Below are 17,418 nucleotides of genomic sequence, written 5' to 3' on the forward strand. Positions count from 1 at the left end.
ATCACTTTAGTTGTGACGCGAAACGAACAGCCGGGTTGCTACCCCCCCCCTCCCGCTGGGATGATTCGCACGAGACCACTCGCGAAGGAGCTTTTTAATGACCAACCCCCCGCACCGCGTAGCCATCCTGGGTGGCAACCGCATCCCATTTGCTCGTTCCAATAAGCAGTACGCCCACGCGTCCAACCAAGACATGCTCACCAGTGCGCTGGATGGACTCGTCGCACGCTACGGGCTTCACGACGAACGTCTCGGCCTCGTCGCCGCCGGCGCTGTGCTCAAGCACTCCCGCGATTTCAACCTCACCCGCGAGGTCGTTCTAGGCTCCGCCCTGGACTCCACAACCCCCGCCATCGATGTACAACAGGCCTGCTGCACTTCTCTTGCGGCAGCTATCCACGTCGGCGATGCCATCGCCCAAGGTCGCATCTCCGCCGGCATCGCGGGCGGAACGGACACCACCTCGGATGCCCCGCTGGCCGTTAATGACACGCTGCGCCGCACGCTGCTCAACCTCACCCGCGCCAAGACGGCCGCTCAGCGCGCCCAGCTCATAGGCTCTATCCGCCCCTCACAGCTGGCCCCGGAACAGCCACAGAACGGTGAGCCGCGCACCGGACTCTCCATGGGTGAGCACGCCGCCATCACCGCCCGCGAACTGAGCATCGGCCGCGAGGCCCAGGATGAGTTGGCACTCGCCTCCCACCAGAACCTCCACAAGGCTTGGGAGGAGGGCTTCTTTGAAGACCTCACCACGGGCTTCCTCGGCGTCAACCGCGATACCAATCTGCGCCCGGATTCCTCCTTGGAGTCCTTGGCCAAGCTCAAGCCGGTCTTTGGCAAGCGCGATGCTGAGCAACACGGCACGCAGGCCACGATGACCGCAGGCAATTCCACGCCGCTGACCGACGGCGCCTCCGTCGCCCTGCTGAGCTCCGAGGAATGGGCGGCCGAGCACAACATTGAGCCCCGCGCCTTCCTCGTGGACTCGGAGACCGCGGCCGTCGACTTTGTCCACGGCCCCGACGGCCTACTCATGGCCCCCACCTACGCGGTTCCGCGCCTGCTCGAGCGCAACAACTTAAGCCTGCAAGATTTCGATTTCTACGAGATCCACGAGGCCTTCGCCTCCCAGGTCTTGGCCACCTTGTCCGCATGGGAGGACGAGACCTACTGCCGCGAGCGCCTCGGATTGCAGTCCGCATTAGGCCCCATCGACCGCACCAAACTCAACGTCAAGGGCTCCTCCCTGGCCGCCGGCCACCCCTTCGCCGCCACCGGCACCCGAATCCTCGCCACCACCGCCAAGATTCTCGAAGAAAACGGCGGCGGACGGGCCCTCATTTCCATCTGCGCCGCCGGCGGTCAGGGCGTCGCGGCCATCGTCGAACGTTAAGAAAAGCCTCCCAGAAAGGACCACTCATGCCACTGACCAAGTCTTCCGCTGACAAAAAGTCCATCTCCCCGGAGCTCAACAACCAGGCCTCCACCGACGCCCCCAAGGCCGAGGCCCGCAGCCCACACCGCCTGCCCACCACCCCGAAGCCTGCTGTTGCCACCGAACTTGCCGCGCTTCTTGACGGCCCCCACGCCGCCTTCCGCCAGGAGCTGCGCACCTTCCTCAACGATCCTTCGCTCTTCCCAAACCCGGATCTACCCATGGCGGAGCAGCGCCAACACACCTTTGAGAACCTCTCCAAGGTTCGTGACTTCGGCGGATTCAACCACGGCCTGCGCCGCGCCAACGGCGGTGCCGGCAAGCCAAATCTCTCCACCTTCACCCTCGAAGGCTTGGCGTGGGTCGACGGTTCGCTGGCGATTAAGTCCGGTGTGCAATGGGGCCTGTGGGGCGGTGCGCTGGATCAGCTAGGCACTGAGCGCCACCTCGAGTGGGTTAAGAAGGCCGCCAGCCTGGAGTTGCCGGGCTGCTTCGCCATGACTGAGCGCGGCCATGGTTCCGATGTGCAATCCCTCGAGACCACCGCCACCTTCGACCCGGAGACCGATGAGTTCATCATCAACACCCCCTCCGATTCCGCGGTGAAGAACTACATCGGCAACGCCGCCAAGGACGGCCGCGCGGCCATCGTCTTCACCCAGCTCATCACCCCGGACAGCGATGGCCGCTCCCACGGCGTCCACGCCATCATCGTCCCCATCCGCGATGAAGAAGGCAACGAGCTGCCAGGCGTTACCTTGGGTGATCATGGCCACAAGGGTGGTTTGGTGGGCGTCGACAATGGCACCCTGCGCTTCGACAACGTCCGCGTGCCGCGCGAGAACCTACTCAACCGCTTCGCCGATGTGGATGAGAACGGCAAGTACTCCTCCCCCATCGAGTCGAAGAATGCTCGCTTCTTCACCATGCTGGGCACGCTTATCCGCGGCCGCATCGGCGTATCCGGCGCAGCGGGCGCGGCCACCGAGGCTTCCCTGGACATCGCCATCCGCTACGCCAACCGCCGCCGCCAGTTCGAGGGCGCGACCGGCGCCGAGAAGCGCCTCATCGAACACCGCCAGCACCGCCGCCGTCTGCTCATTCCGCTGGCCCGCACCTACGCGCTGCACCTGCTCTACAACCAGATTCTGGAGCGCTACCAGGAGCAAAACGATCAGCACGAGGCTGGAACATGGTCTGTGACGGAGCCGACCGAGGAGCAGAAGTTTGCCTCCCGCGAGATGGAGTCCCTGGCAGCAGCCATCAAATCCGCGCAGACCCAGCACGCCACCCGCACCATCCAAGAGTGCCGCGAGGCCTGCGGCGGTGCCGGCTACATGTCCGAGAACCGCCTGACTACCTACCGTGCCGATTCCGATGTCTTCGCCACCTTCGAGGGCGATAACACTGTGCTCATTCAGATGGTGGGCAAGAACCTTCTCACCGCCTATGGTCGTGCGATGAATGACATGAGCCCGTGGGACACCGTGAAGTACGCAGCCACCACCGCCACCGAAGTGGTTCGCCGCCGCTACGGGTTCACCACCCGTCTGCAGGGGCTGGTGGACCGCGTGAATCCTTCAGAAGCCTCGCTTTTCGACGCCACCTACCAGGCCAAGCTGATCGACGACCGCGCCCAGTCCATCCTCTTCTCCCTCGTGCGCCGCATCCAGCCGGCCCGCAAGGCCGATAAGGTGCAGGCCGCTGCCATCGTGGACCAGTGCCAGGATCACCTCATCGCCGCCGGCTGGGCCCGCGTGGATACCTTGTTGGTCCAGGCCATGATTGAGGCAGAAGAGCGCCTTGAGGAAGGTTCGCTGGCACGCCAGGTCTTCGAGCAGCTGCGCCACCTCTTCGTCTTCGACACCTTGGTTCAGCACGCGGGCTGGTACCAGGAGCATAACCTGATTCCGGCCGGCCGCATGAAGGCCGCCCGCGCTGCTATCAACGACCTCGTCGATTCGCTCGCACCATGGTCCGTCGTACTCGTGGATGCCTTCGGCGTTCCGCCTGAGGTGCACAACATCCCGATGCTCACCGAGGCCGGTGTGGATCCGCTCCACGTGTAGTCACGCCACGCATCTCGAGGGCACTTCCGCCATCTGGCGGGGTGCCCTCCCTGCTTTCGCCCAGTTTTCGGCCACTGTCAGTATCACGCATCTACCATCCACAGACATGACCACTTCACACTCCATGTTCTCTAGTTCCTTCCCACCTTCCGATGATCTCTTAGTTTCCGGCACTCTGCGCAACGACATCTCGCTACATTTGTGTCACGGCCATTCACGCCAGGACATTCACAACGATTTCTTCGAGCTTCTCGATTCCCCAGCCGAGTGGAAGATGGTGTGCAAGGACCCGTTCCCGGAGGACTTCGACGCCATCATCGACGAGGTAGCCGCTGAGTATGCACAGAAAGTTACAGAAAAGTCTGCTGACGCACAGCGCCTCGAGAACCTCCGGAATGAACTCCAGCAACGCAACCTAGCTTTTCAGCTTCGGCGAAGGCTGGGATGCTTCCGAAGGCGCCGAGTACGGCGCCGATAAGGCGGAAGAAGACGATGCCGCAGGCTACGTCTATTGCCACATGCAGGACGTCGACAGGATGATTCACACTGGCGAGCTCTTGTTCGGGTTCGGCACTATGAAAACCGACGACGCACTCGGCACAGCTGCAGCTGTAGGTGAGCAACTCGTTGATGCGCTGCGCGCTGTTGGCTTCAACCCCACGTGGGACGGTAACCCTGACGCACGCGTGCTGTGCGAGGGTCTCGTCGTCGAATACCCCCTCGCGGATGATCTCCGCTAACCAGCCACAACCATCCATGTACTCGCAGGGCTGACGTCTTCCAGTGGGCCACCTCAGTGTTTATTGCCTTAACTGCATGAACTGCGAGCCCTCCCCCAAGTTATTGCGACAGCACCGAAAGTCGCCCAAGCGATGTGCACAAGAAGAAGAATAAGCAGGGCGGCGCTGACAGTATCTAACCATTCCACGTTCCACGACAGCCTAGTGCCCTGCGTAGACAAGGCATGAGCACCGAGGCAACATGTGCCTACAGGAAAAGTACTGGCCCACCACGAGGGGTTGTAGGACATTGGAGTGCTACCCAGGACTGCTCCCCAGTGTTTGGTGACGGCATAGACAGCTAACGGGACACCGAGGCTGAGCATCGCGGCGCCGTAGACCGCAGCTCGAAGATGCCATTGATCTCCGTCGAGCAATTTGTCACCAGCGAGTAGCTGCGCGCCTGCGGTGGACTGGCCAACCAGGCCGAGTGGGATCCAAGCAGTGGCGGCGAAGCTGGTGGGAAGCTTGGGAAAAGTGCGCAGGTAGACGAAGACAAACGTGGGTACCGCGGTAGTCCAGGCTAGTACAAAGCAGGCCACACCGATACCGTGGACTACCGAAGCCCACTCGCCAGCATGTGGTGTCAATTGCGCTGAGGACGTGGCGGCCACCATGGGTGCTACGAGGGGCAATCCCCAGGTGAATGCCGGCCCAGAGGGGCGTGTGACGATAAGGAAATGGAGAAATCGAAGGCAGGTAACGACGCCAAGGACTGTTCCTACTCCCCAGCACAGCGCATGGATTGTCCAAGCAGTGAAAACACCGGAGTATGCGCTCCCCAAGGCGAGGATGCCCATTGAAGCCATACCCCACGATGGCATTACAGTGGAGTGAAATCCAGGAACGCGGTTTCTCAAGAAGCCGATCAGGAGCGCTAGGGCTAGAGAGGTTGCAATCCCAAGCATGAATGCGGCGGGCAGCCTACCCACAACTGGCGTCAGATGAATGTTGATAAGGGTCGATGAGATCGATAGACCCATGAGTGAGCCAGCCCAGGCAGGGCCTAGAGGTGGGAGATCTATCTCATCTTGAATTTTTAACATGGGTTTCAGGCTAGGTACTGCCGCGACGAAGCGGGAGAGCGCACAAACCGAACGGGGTTACAATAAATGAATGTACCCCATGCGAAATAACGATAATGATGAATTTTTTCCAGTTCGACGCGGCTACGTTCCCGACGCTCTTACAGTTGATGCGGTGCTTGCCGTTGTTCGGTATGGGGGTATGAATAAGGCCGCTCATCACTTGGGAGTCTCCCAACAAGTGGTAAGTACGCGTATTTCGAAACTTGAAATGCGATTAGGTCAACGCATTTTTTGGCGCGGAGCGGCGGGTAGCTTCACCACAGAGTCGGGGAGCCGGATCGTTCGTGTGCTCGAAGGTCTGCAAGGTGCTTTGGATGAATGCGCGCGGGGTCTCGAAATCGCCGTAGGGGGAAGTCCCACCGAGGAAGTCAAACTGGTGGTTTCTCATACGATCGCCGAAGTGGACTATCCTCGCTGGGCCGCGGCCTATCAGCGTGCTCACCCACATAGCCATCTGCATATGCGTCAGCTCAACAGCCGAGAAGCGCAGACTCACGTGGTTCAAGGCCATGCCGAACTAGCCATTGTTGAAGGCAACTGGGTAGCGCACGAGCTGCATCAGCGTGTAGTCGGGCACGATGAGTTGGTGGTGGTTGTCCCCGCAGCGCATCGCTGGGCTGAAACGAATAATCCCCGTCAACCAAGCGGTACTGAAGTTCCCACATCGGCTCCTGAAATAGCGGCGGTGACTAAAGAGGAGTTGCAATCTACGCCTCTGGTTTTGCGTGAGCATGGAAGTGGTACGCGCGAAGTTGTAGCCGATGTTCTGGGGACGCTCGCCTCGCCTGCGGGAGAGTTTGGTTCTCTGGGTGCGCAACGTACTGCCATAGGTGCTTTAGAAGCTCCTGGAATAATTGCGCGACGTGCGGTGGCGTCCCAGCTGGAGACGGGTGAGTATGTCGAAGTACCGGTGGCTGGTATTAGTTTTGACCGTCCGCTACGAGTCGTGTGGAGCTCGCAGAACCGACTTTCCGATCCTGCTCATCAGTTCCTGCGCTTTCTCGTGGACTACGCGGATGCGGGGAGGGCATAGCCCAGAGAACCTGCAGTCAGGCCTGGGTAGGCTCAGAGCTCGCTGAGGAGGAAGGCCGCAGCGGTTATGCCTACTGCCACCGGCAGGACATCAGCCGGGCTATCTACAACGGCGAACTGTACTTTGGTTTTCCGCCATGGAAAAAGCGAAGAGGCAACAATAAAGGTCGGCGCGCAGCTTGTCGACGCCCTGCGCGCCCTTGACTTTGCCCCCCGAATGGAACGGCTCGACGAAAGCGCGCGTTCTATGCCACGACGTCACCCTCGAATTCCCCCTAGCGGACGACCTCACCGACTAAGCGGCTCCAGATGGTCAACCCCTTATTCGGCTATCCCGCAACAACCATCCAGATGGCTACCATGTGCACCACTGCCGCGGCAATCGTCGCGGTGTGGAAGTGTTCGTGGTAGCCATACCAGCGTGCGTTGCGCCCTGGCCATTTGAAGCCGTACATCAACGCACCCACTGAATAGACCACGCCGCCGGCAAAGAGAAGCCACACCACGGCTGGGCTCGCGGAGTGCCATAGGTTCGGCAACAATGGCAGAATGAGCCATCCCAGCACGAGGTAGACCACCACGTCCAGCCAGCGCGGGTGATTAATCCACACCAAGTTCAAGACAACCCCCATGATGGCGCCCACCCAAGCAGCAGTCAGCATCCACAGCGCCTGGGTCGGCTCTAGAACGATGGCACACAGCGGCGTGTACGTCGCGGCAATAAAGACGGAAATGGTGGCATGGTCCGCCCGGCGCCACCACTGCACCGCCCGCATGGTCACCCACGGCCAGCGGTGGTACAACGCCGAGACCGTAAAGAGACCCACCACGCCGACGCCGTAGACCGTCACCGCGAGCCCCTGCCACCACGGCAGTGTCATCCACGCAAAGGTAATCAAAACCGTCGATGCAATCAGGGAGGCGATGGCCGCAAAGAAGTGGCCCCAGCCGCGCGTCAGTGGGCGCGGGCCGCGGTCCGCCATCCAGTACGTGCGCTGGATGAGCTGCTCTATCGTGCTGCTTTCCTGCACAGAGCCTTCTTCAACTGGAAATTCTTGCGGGGACGATTTCTGAGCACTGGGTGCGTTCATAGTGGGGGCCTTGCCTTGCCTGAGATGCGGGTCATGCGTATAACGCATTCACTCCCAAAACTTACGTACCCGTAACTATACGGACGAGCATTGTGGCAGACAAGGGTGGAGCAACAGTTTTCACCAGTTTTTCTTCCAATATTTGCAGTTCGAGGGCGCTGGCCACGTAAACTACCCACATTATGCTTTCCTTTGTCTCACGCTCTCGCCGCACCGCGGCGCTGTTCGCAGCTGCCATGGTGGCGCTGGGGGCGGCGTCGGCAGGCGTCGGCTCCGCTTCCGCACAGTCCAGCACCATCGGCGAGGTTTCCTCGCGCGTGACCAACCCGCAGCCCTGGCTCGGTGACAAGGCCTTCATTACCTCAAAGCGCCACATGGGTGGCAACCACTGGGTGGTAGACGTGTGGTCCCCTGCCAACCGTGCGGTGATTTCTAATAACGTCCTGCTCCCCGAGGGCGATAAGCCGCGCCCCTCCTTCTACCTGCTGCCCGGAGTGGAAGGCGGCCAGGCCGGCATGAACTGGATGACCCACTCTGATATCCGCAATTGGGCCGTGGGCAAGAACGTCAACGTCGTTATGCCGCTCGGCGGCGCCTATTCCCTCTACACCGATTGGAATGCCGAGGACCCCATCCTGGGTGTCAACAAGTGGAACACATACATGACCGCTGAGTTGCCCCCGCTGATCGACGCCGAATTCCACGGCACCGGCCGCGATGCCATCGGCGGCATTTCTTCCACGGGCGGCGCCGCACTCGACATCGCCGGCCACGCCCCACAGCGCTACAAAGCAGCAGCCTCCTACTCCGGCTGCCCGGTGCGCTCCGGTGCGATTGGCTTCCCCACCTCCACCGCGATGATCGCCTATGGCGGCGGATCCTCCTTCAATGCGTGGGGCCTGCCGGGCTCCCCGCAGTGGTTCGAGCACGACCCCAACGCCAACCCTGGGCACCTGCGCGACGTCGAGGTCTTCGTGGGCTCGGCCTCCGGCACCCCGGGTCCCATCGATGGGACCAATAACCCCGGCCAATGGCTCGGACCCCGCGCGGTAGAGACGGTTGCTAACCAGTGCTCAGAGGAATTCACCCGCAACGCCCGCAATGCCGGGGTGCGAGTGAACCGTTACTTCAGCCCCCAGGGCTCGCACACCTTCAACCTCTTCTCCCACCAGATGAAGCTGAGCTGGGACCAGACCATCGCCCGCACCATCGGCGCTTAATTGGTTGGTTCCTAGGAGGTTGCCGCCTCACGGCGGGCGGGGCCGGCCCCTCGCTCCTGCCTTCGGCATTTCCTAATAGCTCCCTTGCCTCCCCACACGATGAAGGTCTAAACTCAAGGCGAAAGGTTCCGCCCCACTGAAAGAGCCCCTGAAGGCTTTCCGGCTTACGCCGGTAGGTGGGGCGGTCGCTTATTTTCGGACCGGGCCACTCCAGTAATAGGTCTTTCCCGCCGAAAACATATTGAATTGATCCCAATTGTGCCGCTGCGAAAGTGCTTGAACGTACTGTCCCTTGCCTCGTTCCATTTTCTGAAACCAGGACCAAGAAAAGTAGTCAGCAATCTGACCATTCAAATCCTGTTTTACTGGATGAAAGAGCACACGGAACTTTAGCTGTAGGCCTTTCAACAGAGGCTTTATCCTCTTTTCAAATGCCGATCTTTCCTTGCCAGTAAGAACCGAGTCGAAAATTAAGATTACGTCGCTTACCTCTGAGTCTCCCCACACCGCATTAATCCACTTCCCCATTGCACCAGCAAAGAGCCCTAAAAGCTGCGGTGGAGACTGGTAAGTCGGATGCGTCATTCGCTTATCCACCCAGATCGTGTGGACACGGCACCGATCAAGCTCATTAATTCGGTCTATTACCCGCTTTCGCGTTCCCTTCGAATTTTCTGTTGCATGAAACTCAAGGTCTTTACTCCCCGCTGCCATAAGTTCATACTTCAGCGCTTGCAGTCCTATCGCAGTGCCTGCTGGATTGAAAGTGCAAAATGCTGTGATTAGGAAGTGCGTGGAGGCTTTTGCACCAAACTGCATATCCCCCGACTCATCGAGAAAAACATACAAAGTTCTTTTTCTCTTCACGTCTTCCATCTCTGTTCCCCGGCCCCCGTACGCAGCTATTACTAATAGTCTACAACGCTGACTGGAGCAATTAGACAGTGCGGGCAGGGCCTCGCCTTGGCGAGAACCCTGCCCGGTTGCAGTACTGTGCGTGAGGTCTACTCCACGACGGAGTTGGCGCCCACCGCGTGGCCAAAGAGGTCCGGCAGGGTTGCTGCCCAGGCCTCACGAAGCTCGGAGACAGCAATGGACTCGCCGCCGAGCTCAAACTCGCCATTGTCGGTGGTCTGGCCGATGACGACGGCCGGCACGCCGCACTCCTCAGCGCGGTGCAGCAGCATGTCGACGCGGTCAGCGGTCGTTGCCACGAGCACGCGGGAGGCGGACTCGGAGAAGGCAGCCACGAAGGCATCCTCATGGACCTTGGACAGATCCAGGCTCAAGCCCACGCCGCTGCGCTTGGCCATCTCGAACGCGGTGACGGCGAGGCCACCTTCGGAGATATCGTGAGCGGCGGTCAAGCCTTCGCTGCCCACGAAGAAGTCAGCGAGGCGCTGCTCATTAGCCAGGTCGACCTGCGGCGGCAAGCCGTTGAGCCCGTTCTTCGCCTCATGGCCCTGCTCATGAGCGCTCACCTGCTGCCAGATGGAACCGCCGAACTCATCCTTGGTCTCACCCAGCAGAACGAGCACCTCCGGTTCCTCCACGAGGCCGAGCTCGTTGCCAATGGACGCGTGGACGTCATCGATGACGCCCAGGACGCCCACGACGGGCGTCGGCAAGATCGGCTCCTCGCCGGTCTGGTTGTAGAAGGAGACGTTGCCACCGGAGACGGGGATGCCGAGTTCCACGGCGCCGTCGGCAAGCCCGTGCACGGACTCGCGGAACTGCCACATGACGTCCGGGTTTTCCGGGGAGCCATAGTTGAGGCAGTTGGTGATGGCGACCGGGCGGGCGCCGGTGACGGCGACGTTGCGGTAGGCCTCCGCCAGAGCCAGGCGTGCGCCCATGTTCGGGTCCAGCTTGGTGTAGCGGCCAGACGCGTCAGCCGACACCGCGATACCGCGGCCGGTCTCCTCATCAATGCGCAGAACACCAGCGTTCGCGTGGTGGGACTGCACGGTGTTGCCGCGTACGTAGCGGTCATACTGCTCAGTGATGAAATCACGTGAACACAGTGCCGGGGAGGCCACGAGCTTCTTGAGCGCCACAGTGATGTCCTGCTTCTCGACGCCCTCGAATTCCTGCAGCGCATCCTGCCACTCCGGGCGTGCGTACGGGCGGTCGTACACCGGGCCCTCGTTGGCGATGGTGTGTGCCGGGGCATCGACGACGACCTCGCCCTGGTGGCGAATGATGAGGTGCTTGCCGGTGGTGACCTCACCGATCTCGGCGCAGGTGACGTCCCAGTGCGCGCAGATCTCCTTGAACTTCTCCACGTTCTCCGGGGTCACCACAGCGCACATGCGCTCCTGGGATTCGGATGCGAGGATCTCTGCGGCGGTCATGTTCTTCGCACGCAGCGGGACGTTGTCCAGGTTGATCTCCATGCCGCCGTCGCCGGACGCAGCCAGCTCGGAGGTGGCGCAGGCCAAGCCCGCACCGCCCAAATCCTGGATGCCCACCACGATGCCGGACTTGTACAGCTCCAGGCAGCACTCGATGAGAACCTTCTCCGCGAACGGGTCACCCACTTGGACAGCCGGCAGCTTGCGCTCCGCGCCATCCTCGAAGGTGTCAGACGCCAGCACAGACACGCCGCCGATGCCGTCGAGGCCGGTGCGCGAGCCGAAGAGCATCACCTTGTTTCCGGTACCAGAAGCGAAGGCCAGCTTGAGGTCCTCGACCTTCAGCGTGCCCACGCATAACGCGTTGACCAACGGGTTACCAGCATAAGATTCATCAAAAACGGTTTCGCCACCAATGTTGGGCAAGCCCAAGCAATTGCCGTAGTGCGAAATGCCGTCGACAACACCCGGCAGAACGCGCTTGGTGTCGGGCGCATCCGCCGGGCCGAAGCGCAGCTGATCCATCACGGCAATCGGGCGCGCGCCCATGGCCATGATGTCGCGGACGATGCCGCCCACGCCCGTCGCGGCGCCCTGGTGCGGCTCCACGTAGGAGGGGTGGTTGTGACTTTCCACGCGGAAGGTCACGGCGTTGCCGTCTCCGATGTCCACCACGCCGGCGTTCTCACCGATGCCGGCGAGGATCTTGGAGCCCATCTCTTCCGTCATGGTCTCGCCAAAGTAGCGCAGGTGCGCCTTGGAGGACTTATAAGAACAGTGCTCCGACCACATCACCGAGTACATGGTCAGCTCGGCATCGGTCGGGCGGCGACCCAGGATCTCGCGGATGTGCGCGTATTCGTCATCCTTCAGGCCCAATTCGCGGTAGGGCTGGTCCAGTTCAGGCTGCGCGGATGCCTGCTCGACGGTGTCGTTGTGTACGGTCATTGTTTCTCCTTTAACCGTCGGCGCGGGTTAAGCGACGACCTTGAGGGCGGACACAAACAAACCCAGACCGTCGGTGGACGGGCCGGTGAGAAGATCGATGGCATGCTCCGGGTGCGGCATCAACCCCACCACGTTGCCGGCCTCGTTGGTGATGCCGGCAATGCCATTGATGGAGCCGTTGAAGTTATCGGTATAGCGGAAAACCACGCGGCCCTCGCCCTCCAAGCGCTCCACGGTCTCCGCATCCGCCTGGAAACGGCCTTCGCCGTGCTTCGCCGGGATGAGGATGCGCTGCCCCTGCGCAAACTCGCTGGTCCAGGAGGTCTGTGCGTTCTCCACCTCGAGGTAGGTATCCACGCAGTGGAAATGCAGGCCCTGGTTGCGGGTCAGGGCGCCGGGCAGCAGGCCAGCCTCCGTCAGAATCTGGAAGCCGTTGCAGATGCCGAGCACCGGCATGCCCTTGTTAGCGGCATCGACGACCGCGCGCATCACCGGGGCGAGCGCCGAAATCGCGCCGGAGCGCAGGTAGTCACCGTAGGAAAAACCGCCGGGAACCACGACGGCATCGACGCCGCGCAGGTCCTCGTCCGCATGCCACAGGGACACGACTTCGGCGCCGGCGGTGCGGGCGGCGCGGGCCGCGTCGACGTCGTCAAGCGTGCCGGGGAAGGTAATAACGCCGATCTTCATTACTGGATGACCTCGTAGTCCTCGATCACGGTGTTGGCCAGCAGGGTGGAAGCAACCTTCTCCAGCTCCTCGGTGCTGACCGAATCATCGACTTCAATTTCAAAGCGCTTGCCCTGGCGCACGTCGCTGACACCAGCAACCCCCAGGCGGCCCAGCGCGCGAACAACGGCCTGACCTTGCGGGTCCAAGATCTCGGCCTTGGGCATGACATTGACAACTACACGAGCCATGAAAATTTTTGCCTTACTGTGCGTGAGTATAGGTGCCCCGCCAGTCTATCCCGCCGGCAAGAAAGATTCGGAATCTTTGGGGGTGATGAATTCAAACCAAACGGCTGAAAAATTCTTGGGGAATCCCACCTTAACCCCCAGCTCACCTAGTGCGCTCCGGTATCACTCGGTGCGAAACCCGGGTAGAACGAGATGCATTGGCCTGTTCTCACCTATCCAAGGAACCTCTCATGCATCTCAAAGGCATTGGCTCACTCGCCATCGCTGCTCTTGTCTCTACCTGCATCGTCGCACCTCAGGCCGGTGCGGCGGCGGACGGCTCCAACGCCGTTATCTCTGAGGTCTACGGTGGCGGCGGCAACAAGGGGGCGGCGTTTACTAAGGATTTCATCGAGCTTTATAACCCCACCTCCGCTGACCTCGACCTCACTGGCTGGTCCGTGGAGTACCTATCCGCTTCTGGCAACTCAGGCGGAAAGCACGAGCTATCCGGCTCCCTCCCGGCTGGGGGCTACTTCCTCATCCAGGAAGGTGGCGGCGACACCGGGGAGCCGCTTCCTTCCCCTGATGCAGAGGGGAACCTGAACCTGTCCGGCTCCAAAGGCTCGGTCAAGCTTTACGACGCCTCCGGGGCCGAGGTGGACATCGTGGGGTACGGGGAGGCGTCGATAAGCGAGGGCTCCCCCGCCCAGGCACTGGACAACTCCACCTCCGCGCAGCGCGACGCCGAGGGCTCCGACACCGACGACAATGCCGCAGACTTCAGCGCTGCAGCGCCGACGCCGAAGTCTGCCGGCCGCGCAAATGTGTCGGACCCAGACCCCACCCCAGCCGAGCCGGGTTCCGCCGTCACCATCCCGGAGATCCAGGGCACTGGCGCGGAGTCCCCGCTCAAGGGCCAGAACGTCACCACCCAAGGTGTGGTTACCGCGGTGTGGCAGGGTGAGAAGTCCCTCAACGGCTTCACCATCCAGACCCCGGGCACGGGCCAGACCGCGCCGACCGAGGCCTCCGAGGCCGTCTTCGTCTACACCGGTGGCACCGGCTTCTACCCGGCCATCGGGGATTCCGTCGAGGTCACCGGCACCGTTGATGAGTACTTTGGGCAGACCCAGATTGCCCTGAGCGCCGGCTCCACGCTTGACGACGCCCTCCCCGCCGTCACCCCGCTCGCCATCGATGCCCTTCCGGAAGGCGATGAGGAGCGGGAGAAGCTCGAGTCCATGCTGCTCAAGCCTGGCGTGCACACCGTGACCGACAATTACGGTCTCAACCGCTACGGCGAGCTCGGCTTGGCTCCAGGCACCGAGGCTCTGCGTCAGCCCACCGACATCGTCTCCCCGGGCAGCCAGGAACAAAAGGACATGGAAGCCGCTAACGCGGCAAAGTACGTCATTTTGGACGACGGCTCCACCCGCGACTTCTCCCGTGATGGCGCCTCGACGAAGCTGCCCTACATCATGCAGAACGGCTCGGAGGTCAAGACCATCCGCACCACCAACCAGGTAGAGTTCGCGGACTCCGGCGTCATCCTGGGCTACGGTCACGAGCAGTGGCGCTTCCAACCCACCGCGATGATTACCGGTGACTCTGCCGCCGCGGACCTGCCGATTACGTGGGACCCGGCCCGTCCGGAGGCCCCGCAGGTGGACGGCGATTACACCGTCGCGGCGTTTAACGTGCTGAACTTCTTCATCAACCTGGGCGAAGACAACGGCGCGAAATCCTACAAGGACCGCTTTGGCAACGGCGTGGGCTCCGATAGCGGGACCTTCCGCGGTGCGTGGTCCGAGTCCGCGTTCAATGACCAGAAGGGCAAGATCCTCACCGCGCTGGAGGGCCTTGATGCCGATGTCATTGGCCTGTCTGAGATCGAGAACGCCGCGAATACCGTGGGGGGCTCCTACGATGACGCCGTGAAGTACCTCGTGGGTGAGCTCAACTCCCGCGCGGGTTCTGAGAAATGGGACTACGTCAAGGCCCCGGCGAACGCGTCAGCCGATACGGACGTCATCCGCACCGCGATCATCTACAAGAAGGACCGCGTTAAGCCGGTGGGTGAGGCCACCTTGCTTGAGGACGCCCGCTTCAAGGGCACCGCCCGCACCCCGCTCGCCGCGGAGTTCCAGCCTGTTTCCGATAGGTGCGCTGTTGAAGGTCCCGATTCCTTCGTGGTGGTGACCAACCATTTCAAATCCAAGGGATCGGTAGCGAACGGTGATGCCGATACCGGCGACGGCCAAGGCAACAACCCCAACGTGCGCAACGCCCACGCCCAGGCCGTCCTCGACGGGCTGGCCAAGCAACCGCAGTGGCAGAAGAAGGCCACCTTTGTCATGGGTGACCTGAACGCCTACTCCAAGGAAGATGCCATTTCCGTCTTCCGCAATGCGGGCTACACCATCCCGGTGGAAGAGCTCAATGCGCAAGAGGACTGGCAGAACGTGGCCTCCTACCAGTTCTCCGGTCGCCTCGGCTCCCTGGACCACATCCTGGCCAACGAGCACGTCGACGCACAGGCCGCGCAGACCTGGAACATCAACTCTGACGAGCCCATCGCCATGGAATACTCCCGCCGCAACTACACCGGCGGCGATGTCTTCGAGGCCGATAACCCCTACCGCTCCTCCGACCACGACCCGGTCAAGGTGGGCTTTAACCTTGCGACGGTGAAGCGCACCGATAACCAGCTCAAGGACTGCACCACGACCGACGAGCCGGACCCGTCTGAGGAGCCGGCTCCGTCGGAGGAGCCGGATCAGACCGACGATGACGACAAGGTTGACACCAAGCCAACTCACAGCTCCGGTTCTTCTGCCGGCGAGCACTGCCTGCCGACTGCCCTCGGCCTCACCATCCCCGCAGCCCTCGCCATTCCGGTTGCCTTCCTTGGGTTTGCCAACACGCAGTTCAACATCCCGGGCTTCGAGCCTGTCCGGAAGCAGATTGAGTCGATGACCCGCAACATCCCGCGCGAAGCTCAGTACGCCGTCGGTGGCCTCGGCCTGCTGGCTGCGCTTGGCATCATCGGCGCGGCCTGCGCCCCAACCGAATCTGAATAGAGACCAGCCGGACCCGATGAAACAAGAGGCCACCCCTCCCCTTTTTTTTGGGGGGAGCACAAGGCAACATCAAACCGCCTGACGGTTGCAGGCTCCTTTTCGATGCCTCATAATTCACTACAAGGTGAAAGGGACTTACCCCAGCTCACCCCACAAATCATCTCTCTCCTGCAAAGGACACTCATGAAGTTCTCTCTTCGGAATCCTTCATCCAGGAACCCAAACTCGACTTTGCTATAGCTTAGACACCACAGGCGGACAAAGCGGTTCTCCGGTCTATGCCACAGACAACGCTGCCATCGGCATTCACACGCATGGCATCAGCGATCTCGGCTGCCCTGAAAACAGTGCCCTACGTATAAGCCCAAGCATGCTAAATACCTTCAATGACATTAAGGAGATCCAAAACAATGCAACCACAGATCCCGGTTCCAGCTCAGGTTCAAGCTCTCATTAATAACCCCAGTAACCTTCTCGGACTCATTGGTACCGTTCTGGGCATTATTTCCCTAGTTGTTGCAATCAGTGTCGGCCAAGGCCTCCCCAACGATGGGCAGTCCAAGCCTAATGCAGGAGAATCAACGATTCGCGTTGTAACCTCCAGTGGTAACCCGGCAGGCGAATGTAAGCTTCTTGGCCTTTCGCAGGAAAAGGTACACACGACTAATGCCAAAGGCGTGTACTTCTACGCGTTGGAACCTGGTTCGCATACCATCAACGCATCTTGTTCAGGGCTTTCCAGTCTTTCCTCCGCGCGAGCGCTCGAGGGTAGTCAGGAAGTAACCGTGAATGACGAGCCGGTAATGGTAAAGATTGTTGTTAAGTAGATTGGCCCTAACTTTCTTGGTTCTAAAGAGCTAAGAGAAACACGCACGTGCCCCCAGGGAAACCTCCCGGGGGCACACGCTTTTCAATGAACCACACCTAATTCGAGAGGGAACCGTACTTTCGTACGCGCCCGTATGAGAAGCTGGCGCATTTAATGACAGCAGCAAAACATCATTTTCAAACAAATGAACGCTTTTAAACCTCTGCCCCAAGAGCGCCAAACGCTTATCTGCATGTGTTTACACGGGCAGTTGGCTGTAAACCTGTAAAGACCCCATCACCTTCAATGCACATCGCGATGATCTGTTTGAAGTTAGCCACAAGAACTAGCTTTTCCAAGTAGAAGTTGACGCAACGCCACCGAGTCGTGGCGCCTCCAACCCCCCATGTAGTACCGAGTACGCGCTAGACGCCGCAAACAGTGCAGCCGGACACCCGCCAGCATTACTGACGGAGCTTCCTGCTGTTGCGACCGGCTATTTGGTAGCAGTGTCGTGACTATCTGGTAGCGCTTCAGTGAGTATCTGGTAGCAGCTCGCGGCGCTCGGGGTGATACTTCCGGTAGCCGCACCACTCGGGTGCGGCGCGT

General features: G+C 60.9%; 13 protein-coding genes and 1 pseudogene. 8 read left to right on the plus strand and 6 right to left on the minus strand.

From position 1 onward, the window contains the following. The first annotated feature begins 97 nt into the window (after positions 1-97). From ACUY3D_RS11530 to ACUY3D_RS11545, 4 genes and pseudogenes are all read left to right on the plus strand, one after another. Positions 98-1,396, plus strand: a complete 1,299-nt coding sequence (locus ACUY3D_RS11530) for an acetyl-CoA C-acetyltransferase (protein WP_448241142.1) — start codon at positions 98-100, stop codon at positions 1,394-1,396. A gap of 26 nt (positions 1,397-1,422) precedes the next feature. Further along, positions 1,423-3,507 (plus strand): acyl-CoA dehydrogenase family protein, encoded by a 2,085-nt coding sequence (locus ACUY3D_RS11535; RefSeq protein WP_448241143.1) that lies wholly within the window; start codon positions 1,423-1,425, stop codon positions 3,505-3,507. A 106-nt stretch (positions 3,508-3,613) separates the two neighbouring features. Further along, the gene (locus ACUY3D_RS11540; protein WP_448241144.1) at positions 3,614-3,985 is read left to right on the plus strand and encodes a hypothetical protein; all 372 of its coding nucleotides are present in this window, start codon (positions 3,614-3,616) and stop codon (positions 3,983-3,985) included. Between the two features lie 31 nt (positions 3,986-4,016). Further along, positions 4,017-4,247: pseudogene (locus tag ACUY3D_RS11545) on the plus strand (DUF6891 domain-containing protein); the annotation flags it as partial. Positions 4,248-4,315: 68 nt separating this feature from the next. Here the strand turns inward: ACUY3D_RS11545 and ACUY3D_RS11550 are convergent. Then, positions 4,316-5,332 (minus strand): TDT family transporter, encoded by a 1,017-nt coding sequence (locus ACUY3D_RS11550; protein WP_070562242.1) that lies wholly within the window; start codon positions 5,330-5,332, stop codon positions 4,316-4,318. 79 nt (positions 5,333-5,411) lie between these two features. On the opposite strand from ACUY3D_RS11550, the gene ACUY3D_RS11555 reads away from it, so the two are divergent. After that, entirely contained in the window at positions 5,412-6,407 is a 996-nt protein-coding gene (locus ACUY3D_RS11555; RefSeq protein WP_083299134.1) for a LysR family transcriptional regulator, read from the plus strand. A gap of 328 nt (positions 6,408-6,735) precedes the next feature. Here the strand turns inward: ACUY3D_RS11555 and trhA are convergent, their stop codons facing one another. Next, complete coding sequence (gene trhA / locus ACUY3D_RS11560) at positions 6,736-7,389, minus strand: PAQR family membrane homeostasis protein TrhA (protein ID WP_246818353.1); 654 nt, start codon at positions 7,387-7,389, stop codon at positions 6,736-6,738. Positions 7,390-7,679: 290 nt separating this feature from the next. Between trhA and ACUY3D_RS11565 the strand changes: the two genes are divergently transcribed. Continuing rightward, entirely contained in the window at positions 7,680-8,717 is a 1,038-nt protein-coding gene (locus ACUY3D_RS11565; RefSeq protein ID WP_448241145.1) for an alpha/beta hydrolase, read from the plus strand. Positions 8,718-8,906: 189 nt separating this feature from the next. On the opposite strand, the gene ACUY3D_RS11570 is transcribed toward ACUY3D_RS11565, so the two are convergent. From ACUY3D_RS11570 to purS, 4 genes are all read right to left on the minus strand, one after another. Then, positions 8,907-9,593: a DUF3800 domain-containing protein gene (locus ACUY3D_RS11570; protein WP_070522896.1), complete on the minus strand. Its 687-nt coding sequence runs from the start codon at positions 9,591-9,593 to the stop codon at positions 8,907-8,909. Between the two features lie 128 nt (positions 9,594-9,721). Continuing rightward, positions 9,722-12,019, minus strand: a complete 2,298-nt coding sequence (purL, locus tag ACUY3D_RS11575) for a phosphoribosylformylglycinamidine synthase subunit PurL (protein ID WP_070532365.1) — start codon at positions 12,017-12,019, stop codon at positions 9,722-9,724. Between the two features lie 27 nt (positions 12,020-12,046). Next, positions 12,047-12,709 carry a phosphoribosylformylglycinamidine synthase subunit PurQ gene (purQ, locus tag ACUY3D_RS11580; protein ID WP_070532362.1) on the minus strand — a complete coding sequence of 221 codons (663 nt, stop codon included), beginning with the start codon at positions 12,707-12,709 and terminating at the stop codon, positions 12,047-12,049. Then, positions 12,709-12,939, minus strand: coding sequence for a phosphoribosylformylglycinamidine synthase subunit PurS (gene purS, locus ACUY3D_RS11585; RefSeq protein ID WP_070522888.1), 231 nt, complete (start codon positions 12,937-12,939; stop codon positions 12,709-12,711). Before purS ends, purQ begins: the two co-directional genes overlap by 1 nt. 230 nt (positions 12,940-13,169) lie before the next feature. On the opposite strand from purS, the gene ACUY3D_RS11590 reads away from it, so the two are divergent. Both ACUY3D_RS11590 and ACUY3D_RS11595 read left to right on the plus strand, forming a co-directional pair. Beyond that, positions 13,170-16,001: an ExeM/NucH family extracellular endonuclease gene (locus ACUY3D_RS11590; RefSeq protein ID WP_448241146.1), complete on the plus strand. Its 2,832-nt coding sequence runs from the start codon at positions 13,170-13,172 to the stop codon at positions 15,999-16,001. Between the two features lie 410 nt (positions 16,002-16,411). Then, entirely contained in the window at positions 16,412-16,828 is a 417-nt protein-coding gene (locus tag ACUY3D_RS11595; RefSeq protein WP_070522883.1) for a hypothetical protein, read from the plus strand. Positions 16,829-17,418 lie beyond the last annotated feature (590 nt).

It is taken from the genome of Corynebacterium guaraldiae (genome assembly GCF_053480195.1).

What these genes read in the sequence shown, in the direction of transcription:
- ACUY3D_RS11530 (WP_448241142.1), top strand. Translation starts at nt 98, where the DNA reads ATGACCAACCCCCCGCACCGCGTAGCCATCCTGGGTGGCAACCGCATC.
- ACUY3D_RS11535 (WP_448241143.1), top strand. Translation starts at nt 1,423, where the DNA reads ATGCCACTGACCAAGTCTTCCGCTGACAAAAAGTCCATCTCCCCGGAG.
- ACUY3D_RS11540 (WP_448241144.1), top strand. Translation starts at nt 3,614, where the DNA reads ATGACCACTTCACACTCCATGTTCTCTAGTTCCTTCCCACCTTCCGAT.
- ACUY3D_RS11550 (WP_070562242.1), bottom strand. Translation starts at nt 5,332, where the DNA reads ATGTTAAAAATTCAAGATGAGATAGATCTCCCACCTCTAGGCCCTGCC.
- ACUY3D_RS11555 (WP_083299134.1), top strand. Translation starts at nt 5,412, where the DNA reads ATGCGAAATAACGATAATGATGAATTTTTTCCAGTTCGACGCGGCTAC.
- trhA (WP_246818353.1), bottom strand. Translation starts at nt 7,389, where the DNA reads ATGGCGGACCGCGGCCCGCGCCCACTGACGCGCGGCTGGGGCCACTTC.
- ACUY3D_RS11565 (WP_448241145.1), top strand. Translation starts at nt 7,680, where the DNA reads ATGCTTTCCTTTGTCTCACGCTCTCGCCGCACCGCGGCGCTGTTCGCA.
- ACUY3D_RS11570 (WP_070522896.1), bottom strand. Translation starts at nt 9,593, where the DNA reads ATGGAAGACGTGAAGAGAAAAAGAACTTTGTATGTTTTTCTCGATGAG.
- purL (WP_070532365.1), bottom strand. Translation starts at nt 12,019, where the DNA reads ATGACCGTACACAACGACACCGTCGAGCAGGCATCCGCGCAGCCTGAA.
- purQ (WP_070532362.1), bottom strand. Translation starts at nt 12,709, where the DNA reads ATGAAGATCGGCGTTATTACCTTCCCCGGCACGCTTGACGACGTCGAC.
- purS (WP_070522888.1), bottom strand. Translation starts at nt 12,939, where the DNA reads ATGGCTCGTGTAGTTGTCAATGTCATGCCCAAGGCCGAGATCTTGGAC.
- ACUY3D_RS11590 (WP_448241146.1), top strand. Translation starts at nt 13,170, where the DNA reads ATGCATCTCAAAGGCATTGGCTCACTCGCCATCGCTGCTCTTGTCTCT.
- ACUY3D_RS11595 (WP_070522883.1), top strand. Translation starts at nt 16,412, where the DNA reads ATGCAACCACAGATCCCGGTTCCAGCTCAGGTTCAAGCTCTCATTAAT.